At 46.7% G+C, this 18,433-nt stretch carries 14 protein-coding genes and 1 pseudogene; 5 read left to right on the top strand and 10 right to left on the bottom strand.

Annotation, left to right across the window (positions count from 1 at the left end):
• Positions 1 to 164: 164 nt before the first annotated feature.
• Positions 165 to 1,322: a lipid-A-disaccharide synthase gene (gene lpxB, locus AC06L3_RS03765; RefSeq protein WP_475669282.1), complete on the bottom strand. Its 1,158-nt coding sequence runs from the start codon at positions 1,320 to 1,322 to the stop codon at positions 165 to 167.
• Positions 1,323 to 1,335: 13 nt separating this feature from the next.
• Positions 1,336 to 2,172: a 5'/3'-nucleotidase SurE gene (surE, locus tag AC06L3_RS03760; protein WP_475669281.1), complete on the bottom strand. Its 837-nt coding sequence runs from the start codon at positions 2,170 to 2,172 to the stop codon at positions 1,336 to 1,338.
• Between the two features lie 127 nt (positions 2,173 to 2,299).
• Here surE and gap point away from each other — a divergent pair, with 127 nt between their 5' ends.
• From gap to AC06L3_RS03745, 3 genes are all read left to right on the top strand, one after another.
• Complete coding sequence (gene gap / locus AC06L3_RS03755; RefSeq protein WP_475669280.1) at positions 2,300 to 3,298, top strand: type I glyceraldehyde-3-phosphate dehydrogenase; 999 nt, start codon at positions 2,300 to 2,302, stop codon at positions 3,296 to 3,298.
• 584 nt (positions 3,299 to 3,882) lie between these two features.
• Complete coding sequence (locus AC06L3_RS03750; RefSeq protein WP_475669279.1) at positions 3,883 to 4,353, top strand: nucleoside deaminase; 471 nt, start codon at positions 3,883 to 3,885, stop codon at positions 4,351 to 4,353.
• Between the two features lie 20 nt (positions 4,354 to 4,373).
• The gene (locus tag AC06L3_RS03745) at positions 4,374 to 4,967 is read left to right on the top strand and encodes a hypothetical protein (protein ID WP_475669278.1); all 594 of its coding nucleotides are present in this window, start codon (positions 4,374 to 4,376) and stop codon (positions 4,965 to 4,967) included.
• On the opposite strand, the gene AC06L3_RS03740 is transcribed toward AC06L3_RS03745, so the two are convergent.
• From AC06L3_RS03740 to AC06L3_RS03725, 4 genes are read right to left on the bottom strand one after another with little or no spacing between them, the layout of a single operon-like run.
• Complete coding sequence (locus tag AC06L3_RS03740; protein WP_475669277.1) at positions 4,968 to 5,633, bottom strand: fibrobacter succinogenes major paralogous domain-containing protein; 666 nt, start codon at positions 5,631 to 5,633, stop codon at positions 4,968 to 4,970.
• 12 nt (positions 5,634 to 5,645) lie between these two features.
• A complete protein-coding gene (gene flxB / locus AC06L3_RS03735) occupies positions 5,646 to 6,377 on the bottom strand; it encodes a flexirubin biosynthesis SDR family reductase FlxB (protein ID WP_475669276.1) in 732 nt (243 codons plus the stop codon).
• A gap of 11 nt (positions 6,378 to 6,388) precedes the next feature.
• Positions 6,389 to 8,305 carry a membrane protein insertase YidC gene (yidC, locus tag AC06L3_RS03730; RefSeq protein WP_475669275.1) on the bottom strand — a complete coding sequence of 639 codons (1,917 nt, stop codon included), beginning with the start codon at positions 8,303 to 8,305 and terminating at the stop codon, positions 6,389 to 6,391.
• A complete protein-coding gene (locus tag AC06L3_RS03725) occupies positions 8,298 to 10,178 on the bottom strand; it encodes a DUF349 domain-containing protein (protein WP_475669274.1) in 1,881 nt (626 codons plus the stop codon). Before AC06L3_RS03725 ends, yidC begins: the two co-directional genes overlap by 8 nt.
• A 115-nt stretch (positions 10,179 to 10,293) precedes the next feature.
• Here AC06L3_RS03725 and trmD point away from each other — a divergent pair, with 115 nt between their 5' ends.
• Both trmD and AC06L3_RS03715 read left to right on the top strand, forming a co-directional pair.
• Positions 10,294 to 10,974, top strand: a complete 681-nt coding sequence (trmD, locus tag AC06L3_RS03720) for a tRNA (guanosine(37)-N1)-methyltransferase TrmD (RefSeq protein ID WP_475669273.1) — start codon at positions 10,294 to 10,296, stop codon at positions 10,972 to 10,974.
• A gap of 20 nt (positions 10,975 to 10,994) precedes the next feature.
• A complete protein-coding gene (locus AC06L3_RS03715; protein ID WP_475669272.1) occupies positions 10,995 to 12,086 on the top strand; it encodes a phosphotransferase enzyme family protein in 1,092 nt (363 codons plus the stop codon).
• 56 nt (positions 12,087 to 12,142) lie between these two features.
• On the opposite strand, the gene pnp is transcribed toward AC06L3_RS03715, so the two are convergent.
• The 4 genes and pseudogenes from pnp to AC06L3_RS03695 all read right to left on the bottom strand — a co-directional run.
• Entirely contained in the window at positions 12,143 to 14,536 is a 2,394-nt protein-coding gene (gene pnp, locus AC06L3_RS03710; RefSeq protein ID WP_475669271.1) for a polyribonucleotide nucleotidyltransferase, read from the bottom strand.
• A 130-nt stretch (positions 14,537 to 14,666) separates the two neighbouring features.
• Complete coding sequence (locus AC06L3_RS03705) at positions 14,667 to 16,247, bottom strand: hypothetical protein (RefSeq protein WP_475669270.1); 1,581 nt, start codon at positions 16,245 to 16,247, stop codon at positions 14,667 to 14,669.
• A 544-nt stretch (positions 16,248 to 16,791) separates the two neighbouring features.
• Positions 16,792 to 18,222, bottom strand: coding sequence for an aspartate ammonia-lyase (locus tag AC06L3_RS03700; RefSeq protein ID WP_475669269.1), 1,431 nt, complete (start codon positions 18,220 to 18,222; stop codon positions 16,792 to 16,794).
• 114 nt (positions 18,223 to 18,336) lie between these two features.
• Positions 18,337 to 18,433: pseudogene (locus AC06L3_RS03695) on the bottom strand (TrmH family RNA methyltransferase); the annotation flags it as partial.

Raw genomic sequence — 18,433 nt, 5'->3', positions numbered from 1 at the left:
GGGCCGGCAAAGACATCGGAACACTGATATTGTCCGCCCGGTTAGGGAATGAAAACTGAAATCAATGCTTTCGACCGAAACATTGCCTCCGGCACACGTTCAATTAATCGCAATCAAACTTTCTTGCGGAATTGAGGTTATTTTCATTCTATTTCCGTTTCCGTTCAGGACTGCCGGCCCCTGATAAGTCTCAGTTCCCTTATCATTGCATCCGCCACCTTGGCGCTTGTGCCGCTGCCTCCGAGCATCCGGCGCACCTCTTCATAATTATCCTGCATCTTCTGTACATATTCCTTGTCATCCAGAAGCTTTGAAAGTTCAGCATCAAGATTCTGCGGTGTGGCATCGTGCTGTATGAGCTCCTTGAAAATGCCCTTGTCGAGAATCAGGTTGGCCAGAGAGATGTAGTTCAGCTTTACCAGCCTTTTAGCAATCTGGTAACTGATTTCACTGCCTGCGTAACATACAACCTGGGGAACACCTATCAATGCAGCCTCAAGTGAAGCGGTACCGGAATTGATTATGGCGGCATTGGAATGCTTGAGTATAGGATAGGTCTCATCTATCAGAAGATGTACATTCTCCAGAGCACCTCCGAAACTGTCTATGATTCTGTGGTACAGACTTATGTCCAGATGCTTTACGCCCGCTATGAGGAAATCGAGTTCGGGATGCTTTGCAGCAACGGCAAGCTCTCTTCCAAGTGTAGTGAGCACCTCGGCCTTGCGGCTGCCGGCAAGAAGCGCCACCTTTCTTCTGTGCGGGTCAAGATTGTGCGCCTTGCAGAAGTCTTCCCTGCTTATACGGAGCTTTTCATTGCTCATTATGCTGTCAAGCAGAGGATTGCCGTTATAGATAGGATTCAGGCCCCATTTCCTGAAATATTCTATTTCAAACGGGAAGATAATGAAGAGACGGTCAACGAAGCGCTTTATCTTGAACACGCGTTTCTCTTTCCAGGCCCAGACCTTTGGAGCAATATAATAGAACACAGGTATTCCGTGCTTCTTTGCGAATCCGGCCATACGAAGATTGAAACCGGGATAGTCTATGAGTATGAGCACATCCGGCTTCCATTCCAGTATGTCCTGCCTGCAACGCCTGAAATTGCCGAATATCCTGAATATTTTCTTGAGCACCTCCCAGAAGCCCATTATGGCGGTATCCTTGTAATGGCTGACAAGCGTTGCACCGGCCTGCTGCATCAGGTCCCCTCCCCAGCAACGGTACTCCCCTTCGGGATCCTGCTGTACAAGTCCCTTGAGAAGATTTGATCCGTGCAAATCGCCGCTGGCCTCTCCGGCTATAAGGTAGTACTTCATTGTTTCATCCAAATTATAATTTCCACGCCTCGCTCAATCGCCGCGCTTCCTCAACATTGCTGTTATCAACCTTGTGAACGGAAATCGCTATGTAGCCCTGCTCAACAAGTTTATTGTCCGCCTCAAGCAATTCACTATCGCAGGTGGAAGAATAGAACCTGCCCTCCTCCGGGGCCTCTCCCCTTGCTTCAAGTTCCTCGAAGTCCTGGAACCTGCCCACCATCCAGTATATGGTCTTGCCGAAAGGGTCCTTCTGCACATCGAATTCCTTCACCCATCTTCCGCGCCCCATGCGTGCAAATCTTATGCCTTTCACCTGCTCGGCCGGAAGATTAGGGAAGTTCACGTTCAAATAGAAACCTTTTTTTGGCGGATTCTTGAAAAAAGCACGCAAAATAGTATCATAAAATTTTTCAACTTGTGAAAAATCCGGGTGCTCATTGTGAGTATCAATGGAGAAAGCTATTGTTGGTATTGCATAAATCGTTGCTTCCGCAGCCGCTCCGAGGGTGCCGGAATACACTGCTGCTATGGAAGCATTGGAACCCTGATTTATTCCGCTGAAGCAGAAATCCGGTCTGTGATCCTGGAAGAACAGCTGCATACCCATTTTCACGCAATCCGCCGGAGTTCCGTCCAAAGCCACCCAATGTGCTATGTGACTACCTTTTACGCTCTCAAAAGTCTCCCTCACCCTTAAAATCTGTCCCAGAGAAAGCGATGCTGACTTTCCGCTCTGAACTTCAGACGGGGCTACAACGTACACATTGCCATAGTTCAGAAGCAGGTCAACGGCCACTTGAATTCCGGCAGATCTTATGCCATCGTCATTAGTCACCAAAAAATTCATATAATCATACAATTTTTACAGAAAAATAGCTTTCAAAGATACTCAATAAAATAAAATTTTCAGTAATTTTGCAAGGATTTTAAAGAAATAGATATAAACCAGTCTTATTAATTTAAATTATTGAGTTATGATTAAAGTAGGTATCAACGGATTCGGCCGCATTGGCAGATGCGTTTTCAGAGCAGCTCAGGAAATGGAGGGCATTGAGATTGTTGGAATAAACGATCTTCTTGACGTGGACTACATGGCATATATGCTCAAATACGATACAATGCACGGCCAGTTCAACGGAACAGTGGATTACAGGCCGGGGTTCCTTGTAGTGAACGGCAAAGAGATAAGAGTTACAGCGGAGACAGATCCTGCAAACATCAACTGGACCGCAGTTGGCGCAGAGTACGTTGTTGAATCAACAGGTCTTTTCCTCACCAAGGAGAAGGCTGAGGCACATATCAAGGCCGGTGCAAGAAGAGTTGTAATGTCAGCTCCTTCAAAGGACGATACCCCTATGTTCGTCTGCGGTGTGAATGAAAAGGAATATGCAGGACAGCCTATCGTTTCAAACGCATCCTGCACAACAAACTGCCTTGCTCCTCTTGCAAAGGTTCTCCACGACAAATGGGGCATCACAGAGGGTCTCATGACAACAATTCATTCCACAACAGCCACACAGAAGACCGTTGACGGTCCTTCAAAGAAAGACTGGAGAGGCGGACGTGCCGCTTCTGGCAACATCATTCCATCTTCTACAGGTGCAGCAAAGGCTGTTGGAAAGGTTATCCCTTCACTCCTTGGCAAGCTCACAGGTATGTCAATGCGCGTTCCTACCCTCGATGTTTCAGTTGTTGACCTTACAGTCAACCTGGCCAAGCCTGCAACCTACGCTGAAATCTGCGCAGAAATGAAGAGAGCATCAGAGAACGAAATGAAGGGCATCCTCGGTTACACAGAAGAAGCAGTGGTTTCTTCAGACTTCCTTGGCGAGAAGAGAACCTCCGTATTCGACGCAAAGGCCGGCATTGCAATCTCGGACACTTTTGTAAAGGTTGTTTCCTGGTACGATAACGAGATCGGTTACTCCAACAAGGTTCTCGAACTCATCAAACACATGGCAACTGTAAAATAGTTTGTCCGAACTGATATAAATCAGCAGTAGCTTTTTCACGGCATTGGCTTCCGAAAAGGGAGGGCACCAGTTTTGCTGGGAGGACCGTGAAAAAGCTACTGCTGATTTATGTATTACCCCAATTTATGTATTACACAGAGTGGTTCTCAAAAGATGGCCCCAGAGTGGTCTGCAAGAGTAGTGCATGAGAACAACCCCCTTATTTCAGGCAGGTGGTTCTCAATGCACCGCCATCAATACATATCTGACATGAGGTAGTGAGTACCACACGATCGGGCTAATCGGTCTCGGTTTTGAGAAAAAATGTGACCAAACGGGTGCCGAAAGACGAAAACGGGCGCATTTTCAGCAAAAACTTGACCGTATGAAGCGGCAGGTCACTGGAATATGAAAAATCTTTGCCCAGGAAAGGCAAAGTTTTTCAGATGAAGTGACTGCCGCACTCAAGCGAAACGCTGGAAACAGAAGAAAGGCCTCATCAGAGGCCTAGCGGAGGGCGCGAACTTGCTGGAAGCGGAAGCCCGGATTTGATAGATCAGATTTCTTTCCTAACTTTGCTATGATAGAATGAGAATTTTGAGAAAATGAAAGAAGCCCAGAACAAATTCATGCAGAAAGCCATTGACGAGGCAATGGACGGCATACAGAAGCATCACGGCGGCCCATTCGGCTCAGTGATTGTGAGGAACGGAGAAATCATTGGCAAAGGCCACAACAGAGTTCTGAAGAACAACGATCCCACCTGCCACGGAGAAGTTGACGCCATAAGGAAGGCCTGCTACAATCTGGACACTTTCGATCTCTCAGGCTGCGAACTATATACCACTGGAGAACCTTGCCACATGTGCCTGTGCGCATGCATGTGGTCGAACATAAGCAGAATTTATTACGGATGCACAATAGCCGACAACGAGAGTATCGGCTTCCGTGACAACAAGTTCAACAATATTTTCGAAGGCAGGGACAAGCTCAAGGACTACCTGGTCCAGATTGACAGGGACGCATGTCTCGAACTGTTTGACGAATATCTCAAGACTCAACCTGAAAATTACTAGCAATCCTCAATACCGTTCACATGATATCAAATCTTCTTCAAAACTACACATCGTCCTTATTCTGGGGACTTATTATTACCTCGTCAATAATGGTGATAATGTATTTTGTCCTGAAAAGTCTAAGCAGGGGATGCGTGAAAAGCATTCCTTTCTTCATAGCGTTTCCTGTATTCTTTTTAATCCTTCTTTACAACTCAACGCTTCTTGTTGGCGCAGGCAAGGCTAAAAGCTGTGTTGACTCCGTTGAACTGTATGTAAGGCAATTGGTTGCAGATAGGAATTTCACAGTTGATATTCTGCAAAGTCAAGAGATTCTCAATGAAATCAACGACGAATTCCCGATTATTTCATCCTTCATAAACCTTGCGGACTTCTCAGGCAATGAATCGCAGAATCTTGCAGAAGCAATGCACGATGAGATGAACCATTTTTTCAATGTCTATATCTGGAAGAAGATTGGATGGATTATCGGCTTCACCGTTCTTATGTTCATATTTGCCGTGGTCAGCGATAAAGGAAATGGCGGCAATGCGAACAGAAGCCAACAAAGAAGATCTGCACGAAGCGCCGCTCCACGCAGACTCACCAGAGTTCCAAGAAGGAATATCAGATAATCATTCGGAAACCGGGCGCACCGGAAAACCCACATAGCGGCCGAACATGTTCACGGATTTGGCCTTGCTTATGAATCCCAGATAGTCCGCAGCGTATGAGCGTGTGGAATTCAACGTTGATGACCAGTAATAACCGTTTCTGCCGTTGCTTTTTCTTTTCCTGCCTTTCCTGTAACCGGCTGCCGGCAGGAATATTGAATTGCCATTTATCCTGCTCTTTACAAGATAGCCGCTCATTCTTCCTTTTGAGACCCAGGTCCAGACACAATTCTGCAGCAGTTCATTCTGCTCCTTGCTTGTTGGCATTCTCCAGCTACCGCCCCAACTTGTTTTTGCAACGTCATCTGAATAATCGAGTCTGTTCACTCCATCTCTGTAACCGCCCTGATTCCGGTTGTATTTCTTGAAACTGTTGCCCTTGCGGTCATTGCACAGGGAATAGTTTTTCCATGTATAGCTTTTTTTGGCCGACGTTTCCCCCCAGGCGAAATATTTCCCGTATTCTTCCGGCACATTGGCTCCGATATTGCAGGTAGCCCATTTCACGCTGAGGCCGAGGTCAACATATTCATGACCGTTTATCTTTCCCCTGCCGCTTCCCGACTGAGCAAAGGAAAGGGAAAGGGAAATCAACAGACAAGCTATTGCACAAAAAAACTTTTTCATAGCATGCAGTCATCAAGTATATAATCCACCGTTGATGGATATGACTTCACCCGTGATATATGCCGCGGCATCGGACAGAAGGAATGCTGCAAGTTCAGCAACCTCCTCCGGTTTTCCGAATCTCTTCATTGGAATGGAAGCCTTAAGCTCATCAACAGGGAGTCCTTTGGTCATGTCGGTTTCAATAAAACCCGGAGCAATGGCATTCACGCTTACACCTCTGGCGGCAACCTCCTGTGCCAGTGCCTTGGTTGAACCGATGATAGCAGCCTTTGCAGCACTGTAATTTGTCTGGCCGGGAAGACCCTTAAGTCCTGAAAGTGATGCCATGTTAACTATGCTGCCGCCGTGCTTGCGCATAAGCATCTTTGGCAGCACTTTCCTGGTAACGTAGTAGAATCCGTTGAGAGTTGTATTTATCACGCTGTGCCAGTCCTCGGAAGGCATCATGAACATCATGTTGTCCCTGCGTATGCCTGCGTTGTTCACAAGATATGCAATGTAATCATCAGGATGGCTTGCGTTCCATGCATCAAGGCAGGAATCCACTTCCTGCATGCTGCCAACATCAAACTTCATAAGTTCCGCACTTCCGCCGTTCGCCTCAATCGCGGCCTTCACTTCCAAGGCAGCACTCTCATTGCTCTGATAATTGAGTATTACCGGTATGCCCTTTCCAGCAAGCTTGATGGCTATCGCCCTTCCCAAGCCTCTTGACGCTCCTGTAATCAATGCGTATTTCATAAGCGATTGTATTATTTTCTTATATTTCTTCTTCTTTCCTCGTTCTCCTTCTGCATCTGAGCCTGTCGCCTCTGCATTTCTTCAAGTCTGAGCTGCCATTTTGATTTCGGCCTTGACTTTGAGCTTGCAGCCCTGCTCTTCAACTGTGCATAAATCTTCTTCTCATCAACAAAATACTTGCGTATCAGCCAGGTCTGGAAAATGGTTATGAAGTTGGAAAGCATATAATAATATGAAAGACCGCTGGAGAAATTGTTACAGAGAACAAGCATGAACAGCGGCATGAAGTACAACTGCATTGCCTTCATTCCAGCCATCTGACCGCTTGAAGGCATCTGATCCATATTCATCCTTGAATAGAAGTAAAGCGATATTGCCATCAGCAGTGCAAAAAGGCTGATATGGTCTCCATACAAAGGGATTCTGAAAGGCAGGTCAAGAATGGAATCATAGCCGCTCAGGTCCGCTGCCCAGAGGAATCTGTGGCCTCTCAACTCGAATGAAGCAGGGAAGAAACGGAACATGGCAAAGAGAACAGGGAACTGCAGGAGCATTGGCAGACATCCGCCAAGCATATTCACTCCGCAGCTCTGGTACAGGGCCATTGTTTCCTGCTGCTTCTTCATTGCGTCCTCTTTCTTAGGATATTTGGCATTTATCTTCTCCACCTCAGGCTTGAGGACCTTCATCTTGGCGGAGGACATATATGACTTGAAAGTAAGAGGAGATATTACAAGCTTGATAAGAATAGTGAGAACCAGAATGATGATTCCGTAGTTGGAGATGAAACGGCTCAGGAAGTCAAAGCAGTTGATTATGACAACCCTGTTTATCCAGCCTATCAGCCATCCTCCGAGTGGGACAATCTTCTCGAATCCTGCATTGTAGCTCCTGAGTTCCTTGTAGAGGTTAGGTCCGAAGTAGAACTTCAAAGGAATCACCTGCTCCCGGGAGTTCTTCTCCGCGCTTACCGAAAGCTGCGCACTGCAGTCCATCAGCTTGCGTTCAGCCATGTACTGGTCCTCCGAATAGAACTTGAGTGCAAGTTTTCCGCCTCCGTCAAAACTTTCATCGTTCATAAGAATAGCGCTGAAGAACTGCTGCTGGAACGCCACCCACTGAATCTTTGTATTGATATCCTCACCAGCGCTTTCCTTTCTCAAGCCAAGTGTCTCAACGCCCTCCTCTCCCGGGTATTTGTAAACAACGGTCGAGTAGTTCTTCTCATTGTCATAACCTTTCTCGAATCTTGGCATCAACAGACTCCAGTTGAGATTCACGTATGACTGCCTTGCCTCTGTGAGTCCGCTCATCTTGACATCAAGGTCCATCATATAACCATCCTGCGGCAGAGTGTAAGTGAAGTCAAGATGCGCTCCGTTGCTGAAAGGCAGGGTGAACACCAGGCTGCTGTCGGATGTCTGATTTGCAGTAAAATTGAAATCTGCTGATGAAAGCTGCTGGCCGCTGAAGAAATCAAGTGAGAACTTGCTGTACTCCTCCTTTATAAGATTCAGAGGAAGGCTGTCAAAGCTTACATAATCCTTTACAAGTACAGCACGAGGCTGGGCGCCTTTTGATGTGAACTCAACTCTGATTTTCCTATTTTCAAGAACATACTTGCAGGCCTCTGCGTTACTTGCGCTCTCAAGCAGTGAATCCAGGTAAACAGGTGCATTACCCAAGGACTCCGTAACACCGGCCAATGCATCTGCGGACGCAGAATCCGCAAGCATTCTTGCATAAGTGGTATCATTCGCTGCAAGCGAGTCCTGATATTTCTTCTCCTTGATATATTCCGCATTTGCTATTGAATCGGCTACAAATTCGGCCCTTTTCTGCTCCTTGAAGATTTTGGTGTTATACCAGCTGAAACCCAGAAGTATGGCACCAATGCAGATGAAGCCGAGAATGGTATTCTTATTCATATTGATTTTCTATAAGTTTGATTTTCTCCTCCAATTGCTTTATCTCCTCACGTGTGGCTGCAATCTTGCTGTCTATTTCATCAATGATGCTCTGTGCATTCCTTGACTTAGCAAAGAACCCCTTGTTGTTCTCAAGTGTTGCAACCTCCTGCTCAAGTTTATGGAATTTCTGAATCAATTTCTCCCTTTCGTTTCTTATTGCACGGTCGGAACCGCCGTTGTTCTTCATATCGGAAATCTTCTTGCGGAACTTGGTGAGCTTGATTTCATTCTCATTGTTCCTCAACTGTGCGAAATGGACATCAAGGGCGGCGTTCCATGCTTTTGCTATCTTGTCCTTTGATTTGAAAGGAACGAAGCCTATTGCATTCCATCTGTCGAGGAATGCACGCATTGAAGCAAGATCCTCTTCATGATTTCCACTAGGCACAAAAGCGGTTACCTCGTCTATCAAGGTCTGCTTTGCTGCGAGATTGTCCTCGAACTTGCTCTGGGTCTTTCCAAAGTGCTGAGCCTTGTTTTCAAAGAACAGATCGCAGGCTGCGCGAAAACGTTTCCATACGGCATCAGAATACTTTCTTGGAACAGGTCCTACTTCCTTCCACTCTTTCTGCAATGCAATGAGCTTGTCGGTTGATTCCTTCCAGTCCTCGGACTTTGAGATGGCCTCGGCCTGCTCACACAGACTCTCCTTCTTCTGGAGGTTCTGGCTCATCACATCCTTGAAGTTTGAATAATAAACCCTCTTGGCCTCAAAGAACTTGTCACAAGCTGCACGGAACCTATCATAAATCTTCTGATTGTCCTTCTTTGAAGCAAAACCTATTGATTTCCACTTGAGCTGAAGTTCCTCAATGCTCTTAGTAAGCGAATTCCATTCATTTGAATTGTCCGGATTATTGGAAGCAATCTGCTCGGTCTGCTCGCACAGAGCGGTCTTTGCAACGAGATTATCCCTCTGCTCATTCTTGAGATTCTCGAAGAATGCCTGGTGCTTCTTGTTTATCTGAGCAGTGATATCCTTGAACTCCTCCCAGATAGACTCCCTGAATTCCTTTGCAACCGGGCCTATCTCCTTCCAATCCTCGTGAAGTTTCTGAAGTTCCCTGAATGCGTTCACAACGCTTGGATATTCAAGAAGTTCCTTAGCCTTGCGGCAAAGTTCCTGTTTGCTCTCGAGATTCTTCTTGAAATCAAGGTCTCTGAACTCGTTGTTTATCTTTATATAGTCGTAGAACTTCTCCACAGCCCTTGAATACGACTCCCAAAGTTCCTTGCTCTTCTGGATTGGCACCTGTCCCACGCTCTTCCATCTTGCCTGCAGTTCCTTGAATGCGGGAACGGTAAGTGTAAGGTCCTCAGCCTTTTCCAGCAATGAGTTTATCTGATTCACCACCTCCTGCTTGATAGCGAGATTCTCCTCTTTCTCCTTCTGCTCCCTTTCAATGAACTGTGCTCTGAGCTCCTTGTATCTTGCGTACATTCTCTTGAAGCCTATCTCCATATCAATGAAAGGATTACGATTGTCCTCCTTGCCTGACTCCTCCTGAGTTGCTTCCTTCTCAACATTCTCCACAGGCTCCTCCTCAGGCTGCTTGCCCTCAGATTCCGCCAGTGTTGCGTAATCAACGGGGTTGTCAACGTCAAAGACGCCGGCTGTAATTTTCTCTCTGCGGAGAACCTTGTAGAATGAAGCTTTGAGGACATCGGCATATTTGTACAGTTCCTGCTGATCCCCTGTTTCAAGCATTTTCTCAAATTTCTCCACAATCTCCTTGAGACTAAGATTGGAGTAATCTAGCATTTGTTGTGCAGAAGCTCCGTTTTCAATGCTGGGAGCATTCTCACTTAAAGCGGTGGTAGTGTTTTCCATAATTCAATTATTTGGAATTAATAATAATCAGTCTTTTCAACACAAGACTCGTAATCTGCAAATGTAATAAAATTTATCCATATCTTTGCCGTAACAAAAAAAACTTAATCAGATTATGCGAATTGATATAATTACTGAAGTTCCGGCTCTTTTGGAAAGCCCTTTGAATCATTCAATCGTGCAGCGGGCCAAAGACAATGGGATAGTTGAGATTCACATACACGACCTCAGGGAGTGGGGCAAAGGCAATTACCATCAGATAGATGATTACAGTTATGGTGGCGATGCCGGAATGGTGATGATGATTGAACCGGTGTTCAATCTGATAAGCAAGCTCCAGAGCGAGCGCAGTTATGACCACATAATATACATGACTCCGGACGGTGAGCAGTTTTCACAGAAGATGGCCAATGAGCTGTCCTGCTGCACCAACATCATTATCCTCTGTGGCCATTACAAGGGTATAGACCACAGGATAAGGGAGCACCTGATAACCAAGGAGATTACAATCGGTGACTATGTCCTCAGCGGGGGTGAACTTCCCGCGGCCATTCTCACCGATGCGGTTGTACGTCTCATTCCGGGTGCAATGACAGATGAAACGAGCGCATTGAGCGACTGCTACCAGGACGGGCTCCTCTCCGCCCCCATTTACACCAGACCGGCGGAATTCAACGGATGGCGCGTTCCGGATGTGCTTCTGAGCGGCAACCCGAAACTCATTTCAAAATGGCAGGAGGAGCAAGCCCTCGAGCGTACACGGCTTCTGCGCCCCGAACTGCTGAAAGAGGATTAATCTGCAACTAAAACAATATTATGAATAACGGATTGAAAGACATTGCCGGCAGATTTGCCGTTGAAGGCGAAATCCTGGAAATCAAGCCATTGGGCTCAGGTCTCATTAATGACACATACAGGGTGTACACTTCCACTAACGCACCCGATTATGTTCTCCAGAAAATCAACAGCTCCATCTTCAAGGACATTGAACTGCTCCAGCGTAACATTGAACTTGTAACAGGCCATATAAGGAAAAAACTTGAACAGGCCGGCGAAACCGACATCAAGCGTAAGGTTCTGAAATTCATTCCTACAAGGAATGACGGAACAAAGACATACTGCGCAGTTAAGGGAGAATTCTGGCGCATGTCCGAATTCATACCTGACTCCTATACCTATAATATTGTGGACTCGGAATACTCCTATCAGGCAGGCAAGGCCTTCGGCAATTTTGAAGCCATGCTCTCGGACATTCCCCAGCAGCTGGGAGAAAGCATCCCCGATTTCCATAATATGGAACTGCGATGGTCACAGCTACAGGAAGCAGTGAAGGCAGACCGTGCAGGCAGAATGGCCGAGGCGGAATCGCAGGAAATTCTCTCCTTCCTTTCCAGCCACAGTTCTGAAATGTGCAAGGCGGAAACACTTTATAGGCAAGGCCTCCTTCCCAAAAGAATATGCCACTGCGATAGCAAAGTCAACAACATGCTTTTCGACGCCTCAGGCAATGTGCTCTGCGTGATAGACCTTGATACCGTGATGCCAAGCTTCGTATTCTCCGATTTCGGAGATTTCCTGCGCACCGCAGCAAATCCTGTTGCTGAAGACAGCCCGGAAATAGCAAAGATAAAATTCAGGATGGACATATTCAAGGCCTTCGCCAAAGGCTACCTGGAGTCAGCGGATTCATTCCTGCTGCCGGTGGAAAAGGAAATGCTGCCTTACGGTGCGCTGCTCTTCCCTTTCATGCAGGCAGTAAGGTTCTTTGCGGACTACATAAATGGTGACACCTACTACAAGATATCATATCCCCTGCACAATCTTGTGCGCACACGCAACCAGATAGCGCTTTTCAAGAGTGCCCTTGAGCTGAAATCGGAAATGGAAAGTTTCATCAAAAGCATATAAAAAAATTGAGCCGGCGGATTCGCCGGCTCAATTCATTTCAGATTGCAATATAAAGTCTAGAAGAACTTCTCCTCTTTTCCTTCTATTTCAACAGGCTCGTTCTGGTCTGTTATTCTCTGGCCTGGACGCGGACTCTGGTTCACTCTGCCTCCTCTTGGATCACGATGAGGCCTCTGTGGTCTTTCACCGCCCTCGGCACGTGGTCCTCTTTCATTACGCTCGCCTCTTTCCGGTCTTGGACCTCTTTCACCATCCTTGTGACCGAAAGGTTTGCGGCCGCCTTCAGGTCTTGGTCTGCGTTCAGGCTCAACATAACCCTCAGGCTTATCCATCAAAGCCCTGCGTGAAAGTCTCATCTTGCCTGTCTTTGCGTCAATTTCAAGGAGTTTTACCTCAACTTCGTCACCTATGTTGAGAACATCCTCAACCTTCTCTGTCTTGTTCCAGTCAATTTCTGAAATGTGGAGCAGGCCTTCCTTGCCAGGAAGAATCTCTACGAAAGCACCGAACTCAAGAATTGAAACAACCTTTCCCTTATAGGTCTTACCGGTCTCAGGAACCTCGATTATGCTGTTGATCCATGCAAGAGCCTTGTCCATACTCTCCTTGTCAAGACCGAATATATCAACGAGACCTATGCTTTGCTTGTTCTCATTAACATCTTCTGTTATGGTGATTGTTGTACCTGTCTCCTTCTGAATCTTCTGGATCACCTCACCGCCCTTGCCTATTACAGCGCCGATGAATTCGCCAGGAATGACAATCTGAACGATTCTTGGAGCATTAGGTTTGAGTTCAGGTCTTGGTGCAGGGATAGTCTTGAGCATTTCGCCCATGATGTGCATTCTGCCCTGACGTGCCTGCTCGAGAGCCTGTGCCAGAACCTCGTATGAAAGTCCGTCAACCTTGATATCCATCTGTGTAGCTGTGATACCGTCCTTGGTACCTGTAACCTTGAAGTCCATGTCTCCGAGGTGATCCTCATCACCGAGGATATCTGAAAGCACTGCGTACTTAGGTGAGTCAGAATCTGAAATGAGACCCATTGCAATACCTGCAACCGGTTTCTTTATCTGAACACCTGCATCCATGAGCGCAAGACATCCTGCGCATACGGTTGCCATAGAAGAAGAACCGTTTGACTCAAGTATATCTGATACCACCCTGATAGCGTATGGATTTTCAGGAGCTGCAGGAATCATTGGTTTGAGAGCTCTCCAAGCAAGGTTTCCGTGACCAATCTCCCTACGGCCAACGCCTCTCTGCGCCTTGGCCTCACCTGTTGAGAACGGAGGGAAGTTGTAATGGAGAACGAAAGGCTCTGTCTTCTGTACAAGCACCTCGTCCATTTCCTTCATATCAAGCTTGGTACCGAGTGTTACGGTTGAAAGTGACTGTGTCTCGCCACGTGTGAAGATTGCTGATCCGTGAGCGCCAGGGAGGTAGCCCACCTCGCACCAGATAGGACGTATCTGTGTGGTTGTACGGCCATCAAGCCTTACGCCCTCGTCAAGTATCATCCTTCTCATAGCCTCTCTCTCAACGCTGTGGAAGTATCTTGCAACCATGAACTTCTTCTCCTCGCGCTCCTCCTCGGGAATAGTCTCAAGGAACTCGTTCATAACAGCCTCGAATGCATCCTCGCGCTCGTGCTTTGCAAGTTTGCTCTTTGAAATTGCATAGCACTTGTCATAGCAGAACTCGCGGCATGCAGCCTTCACAGCCTCATCGTTTGTCTCGTGGCAGTAGGTTCTCTTGACTGTCTTGCCAACCTCCTGCATGAGCTCCATCTGAGCTGCGCAATGTTTCTTTATCTCTTCGTGAGCGAACTTGATTGCTCCGAGCATAACGTCCTCGGATACCTCGTTCATCTCACCCTCAACCATCATGATGTTCTCAGCGGTTGCTGCAACCATTATGTCAAGGTCTGCATTCTCCAGCTGAGCGAATGTAGGGTTGATGCAGTATTCACCGTTTATTCTTGCCACTCTTACCTCTGAAATCGGACCTCCGAAAGGAATGTCACTTACAGCAAGCGCTGCTGATGCTGCCAGACCGGCAATTGCATCAGGCATGTTCTCCTTGTCTGCAGAAATAAGGTTTACTGTTACAAAGACTGCAGCGTGGAAATCCTCAGGAAACAACGGACGCAAAGCCCTGTCAACGAGTCTTGCAACAAGAATCTCGGCGTCTGAAGCTTTGCCCTCTCTTTTCATGAATCCGCCCGGGAATCTTCCCGCAGCTGCGAATTTCTCCTTGTAATCCACCTGAAGTGGCATGAAATCAACGTTTTCCTCAGCGTCCTTTGCGCAGGTTACAGCTGCAAGGACCATTGTATCTCCCAATCTTACAACAACTGATCCATCGGCCTGCTTGGCAAGTTTACCGGTCTCGATCTCAATTGTCCTACCGTCTGCCAGCTTAATCTCTTTTTTAAATATGTTCAGCATTTTACTAACTGTTTATCTTGCGGACCCATAGTCCGTTTTTTTAATTAATAAACCAAAAAAATCGTGCGAATTTACTATAAATCCGCACGATTTCCAATTATTTTCACTTAATCGTCTTCGGGCCGGCCCCTCATTCAAGAACGCCGTGCCAGCTGAAACTCTGCCCGTCAAGAGTCACGCCATTGATAACAATGTAATATGAAGCGGCATCAGAATCCGAGGTGCAGAAAACAACATTCGACTTACCGTCCTTGGTACACTCAACAGGACTCCAGAAAATCGTATTCCTTAAATCAGATTTGCAGGATATCTTCTCCAGATCATATCTTGGTGAATAGAAATCATAGGCTGGACCCTCTTTTGGAGGAAGTTGTTCCTTCTGCTCGTTCTGTACAATTATGGAAGCCAGGGAAGTGATCACTATTGAAACATAACCGCCACCCGAATTCCTGTACAGACCTGAAGGCGATGAAGAAATATCCGCAATCTCAACGCTCTCCATTGTAGTGTTCTCAAGTATTGACCAGCTGTATTCCTGAACGCCGTTCACAACCAGTGCCACAGGCTGGAATCCCATTCCGCTCCTGTTGGCATAACCGGCATTTCTGTTGTACAGCATTCCGCCCTCATAGAAGAAGGAACTGTAGAGATTGCATATATGGTCAATCACATTGATGCTCTCATCAACAGGTCTGGCGCTGGAATTCTTGTTCTGCAGATAAGTCCCGCCCGGATTCTTGTTATCCTTCCGCCACTGTTTCTTCACTGAGGAAAGCGCCTTTGCAGTCACAGCATCGGCTTTCAGAGCCTCCATTGCTTCCATATCCAACACGGCAATGGTGAAGAAAGCGTTCTCCGCCTGCCCGTTTCCATCCTTCAAACTGATTTCCAGACTTGAAGTTGTCCTCTTGCCGGAAGGTTTGACTGTGTATGTAGGGATACAGGAAATCTTCTCCGATGCCAGTGGAGCAATATAGAACTCCTTTGAGGCCTGCACCTTTCCGTCGGCATCTTCAAGACATACGGTATTAACGCCCCCGGCCAGCTTGTTCCTGCCTATTCTCAAAACAACATTTTCCTCCAGGCCGCCCTCGATATCAGCTATCTTGTTCTTTGAAAAGTCATCGGACACATACAGGGCATACTTGCTTCCCTTCTCGAAATTCTTCATATCCAGATTGAAGAAGGTGGCATTGCTCATACTCTTCACACGTACAGGACAGTTCTCACTCTCCTTCAATTCTCTTTCACTGTCGATGGTAAATATATCCTTTTTCTCTGCGGGAACTCCTTCCGCCAATACGTCTATCTCCTGTGAATAAAGGACTTCGGACTTCGGATCTGAAGCCAGTCCGTGCCTGGCCTGGAAAATGTACTTTCCAGGGTTCACATCATTCTCCAGGAAGATGACACCAGGGTAAATCCTGCCTCCGAGAAAAGCTTCCGCAGCCATCGCTGTGGAAGAAGATACCAGTTTGCCGTTGGAGTCGAGCAGCTCCACCTTTATGGAATTATCCAGTTTCTCTTCAAAACCGGAGCCTGTATTGCGCAGATACGCACTGAACCACAGCGCCTCGCCGGGTGCGTATGAGTTCCTGTCAAGCTGGACGAACATCCGCCTGCCGTTTGAATTATCAGCAAATGCTGCATTGCTGAGCAGCAATGCGCCCAGCAGAAAGAGTGCTGTCAGTATCCGAAATGATTTCTTCATATAATTATCTACTTTCAACTCAAGTTTCGCACTTTTCCGTGTCAGATGGATTTTTCATTGAAATAAACGCCTGAAAATGGGTGTATAACGAAACACAGAATTTGAGTTACTAATTAAACTTATGTAAAGGTAAACAAACCGCCTGTAATAAACAAATTGTGGTGGTTCTCAATGAACCACTGTTGAAATGTATCTGGCATGTGTGACATATACATGCCGCCACATAAAGTAATGACGTTTGCCAGTCAGGTAATAATATACACGAATCAGGAGATTCGTGCGGTACTCACGTACTGGGGATTTATTACGCCTGGGAGTTGGTCAGTGAGAACGGGAGGCCTTTTTCAGGCGGGTGGTTCTCAATGTACAGCTCGCAATGCGTGGCGGGCAGTGGGCCGTGAGTACCATACGCCTTATTTGGCGGGTGGTTCTCAACGAACCGCTGTTGAAGCGTATCAGGCTATGATTTTTGTGTACCGGACATAAAAAAGCGGATCCAGACAAAAGTCCGAATCCGCCGTTCACTTTTATATCTACAAGTAAATTAGAGCTCAATCATTGTAGGTTTGATCATGTGCTTAGGATCAAGGATCTTGTCAAGCTGCTTCTTTGTGAGAAGGCCTTTAGCAAGAACGAGATCGTAAACGCTGCCACCTGTTGCAAGAGCTTCCTTGGCAACCTCTGTGCAGTTTGCATAACCGATGTATGGTTTCAAAGCTGTTACGATACCGATGCTGTTGATTGCAAGTTCCTTGCAGTGTGCCTTGTTGGCTGTGATGCCGTCGATGCACTCAACCTTCATGGCCTTGAAGCCGTTTGCGAGCCACATGATTGACTCTGCAACGCTCTCAACCAATACAGGCTCCATAACGTTGAGTTCGAGCTGAGCAGCCTCTGAAGCAAAGTTTACTGTAACATCGTTACCGAACACCTTGAAGCAGATCTGGTTCATAACCTCAGGGATAACAGGGTTAACCTTACCTGGCATGATTGATGAACCCGGCTGTTTTGGAGGGAGGTTGATTTCCTGCAGACCTGTTCTTGGACCTGATGAAAGAAGACGGAGGTCATTGCACATCTTGCTTACTCTGATAGCCAGCTGTTTGAGGGCACCGTGATAAGCAACCATGCATGAAGTATCGTTTGTAGCCTCAACGAGGTCGTTTGCCAGCTTGATATCCCAACCTGTAACATCTCTCATGAACTTTGTGCAAGCCTGTGCATAACCCGGTTCAGCTGTGATACCTGTGCCGATAGCGGTTGCGCCCATGTTGATTGTAAGAAGGCCCTGGGCAGCTGCATTGACTTTCTTCATTTCAGCCTTGAGAGCTGTTGAGAAAGCATGGAAGCTCTGACCAAGTGTCATAGGAACTGCGTCCTGAAGCTGTGTTCTACCCATCTTGATGATGTTTGCGAACTCCTTTGCCTTCTTGTCCAGAGACTCGATCATTGGAACGAGGGCATCAATCAGTTCCTTGTTCAACATGTAAAGGCCAAGGTGCATTGCTGTTGGATATGCATCGTTGGTACTCTGTGCCATGTTGATATCATCGTTAGGATGAACGAACTTGTAATCGCCGTGCTCCTTGCCCATGAGCTCGAGAGCCCTGTTGGCAATGACTTCATTGGCGTTCATGTTGCAGCTTGTACCTGCACCGCCCTGGATCATATCAATTGGGAAATGCTCGAGATGCTTGCCCTCTATGAGCTCGTCACAAGCAGCGAGGATAACTTTGAGTTTCTCATCAGGAATAAGACCGAGAGAATGATTTGCAAGAGCAGCGGCTTTCTTTGTGTAACCGAATCCCTTTACAAAGCAAGGATAATCTGAAAGAGTATGACAGCTGATATTGAAGTTTTCAGCAGCCCTGAGTGTCTGTACTCCGAAAAGTGCCTCTACAGGAACATCTTTGTTACCAATGAGGTCATGCTCTGAACGGGTCTTGCCGCTGGTCTTGAAATTGAAATTGATCATGATATTTAATAAAATTTAAAATTTTGATGAAAAATCTGGATATATTATACAAAAGTACAAAGAATTACTTCAAAAAACAACAATCTTACACTCTGATGGTTCACAGACTGACTCTTATTGTAGTTTGAACTGGCGGCATACCTCCCACAGCACCACTCCGGCACTTACTGAAACGTTGAGGGAATGCTTGGTCCCGGACTGTGGTATCTCA

This window comes from Candidatus Egerieousia sp. (genome assembly GCF_056211015.1).
This window is presented reverse-complemented; position numbering and strand designations above follow the sequence as displayed.

What these genes read in the sequence shown, in the direction of transcription:
- pnp (WP_475669271.1), bottom strand. Translation starts at nt 14,536, where the DNA reads ATGCTGAACATATTTAAAAAAGAGATTAAGCTGGCAGACGGTAGGACA.
- flxB (WP_475669276.1), bottom strand. Translation starts at nt 6,377, where the DNA reads ATGAAATACGCATTGATTACAGGAGCGTCAAGAGGCTTGGGAAGGGCG.
- AC06L3_RS03715 (WP_475669272.1), top strand. Translation starts at nt 10,995, where the DNA reads ATGAATAACGGATTGAAAGACATTGCCGGCAGATTTGCCGTTGAAGGC.
- AC06L3_RS03740 (WP_475669277.1), bottom strand. Translation starts at nt 5,633, where the DNA reads ATGAAAAAGTTTTTTTGTGCAATAGCTTGTCTGTTGATTTCCCTTTCC.
- AC06L3_RS03700 (WP_475669269.1), bottom strand. Translation starts at nt 18,222, where the DNA reads ATGATCAATTTCAATTTCAAGACCAGCGGCAAGACCCGTTCAGAGCAT.
- surE (WP_475669281.1), bottom strand. Translation starts at nt 2,172, where the DNA reads ATGAATTTTTTGGTGACTAATGACGATGGCATAAGATCTGCCGGAATT.
- gap (WP_475669280.1), top strand. Translation starts at nt 2,300, where the DNA reads ATGATTAAAGTAGGTATCAACGGATTCGGCCGCATTGGCAGATGCGTT.
- AC06L3_RS03705 (WP_475669270.1), bottom strand. Translation starts at nt 16,247, where the DNA reads ATGAAGAAATCATTTCGGATACTGACAGCACTCTTTCTGCTGGGCGCA.
- trmD (WP_475669273.1), top strand. Translation starts at nt 10,294, where the DNA reads ATGCGAATTGATATAATTACTGAAGTTCCGGCTCTTTTGGAAAGCCCT.
- lpxB (WP_475669282.1), bottom strand. Translation starts at nt 1,322, where the DNA reads ATGAAGTACTACCTTATAGCCGGAGAGGCCAGCGGCGATTTGCACGGA.
- AC06L3_RS03745 (WP_475669278.1), top strand. Translation starts at nt 4,374, where the DNA reads ATGATATCAAATCTTCTTCAAAACTACACATCGTCCTTATTCTGGGGA.
- AC06L3_RS03725 (WP_475669274.1), bottom strand. Translation starts at nt 10,178, where the DNA reads ATGGAAAACACTACCACCGCTTTAAGTGAGAATGCTCCCAGCATTGAA.
- yidC (WP_475669275.1), bottom strand. Translation starts at nt 8,305, where the DNA reads ATGAATAAGAATACCATTCTCGGCTTCATCTGCATTGGTGCCATACTT.
- AC06L3_RS03750 (WP_475669279.1), top strand. Translation starts at nt 3,883, where the DNA reads ATGAAAGAAGCCCAGAACAAATTCATGCAGAAAGCCATTGACGAGGCA.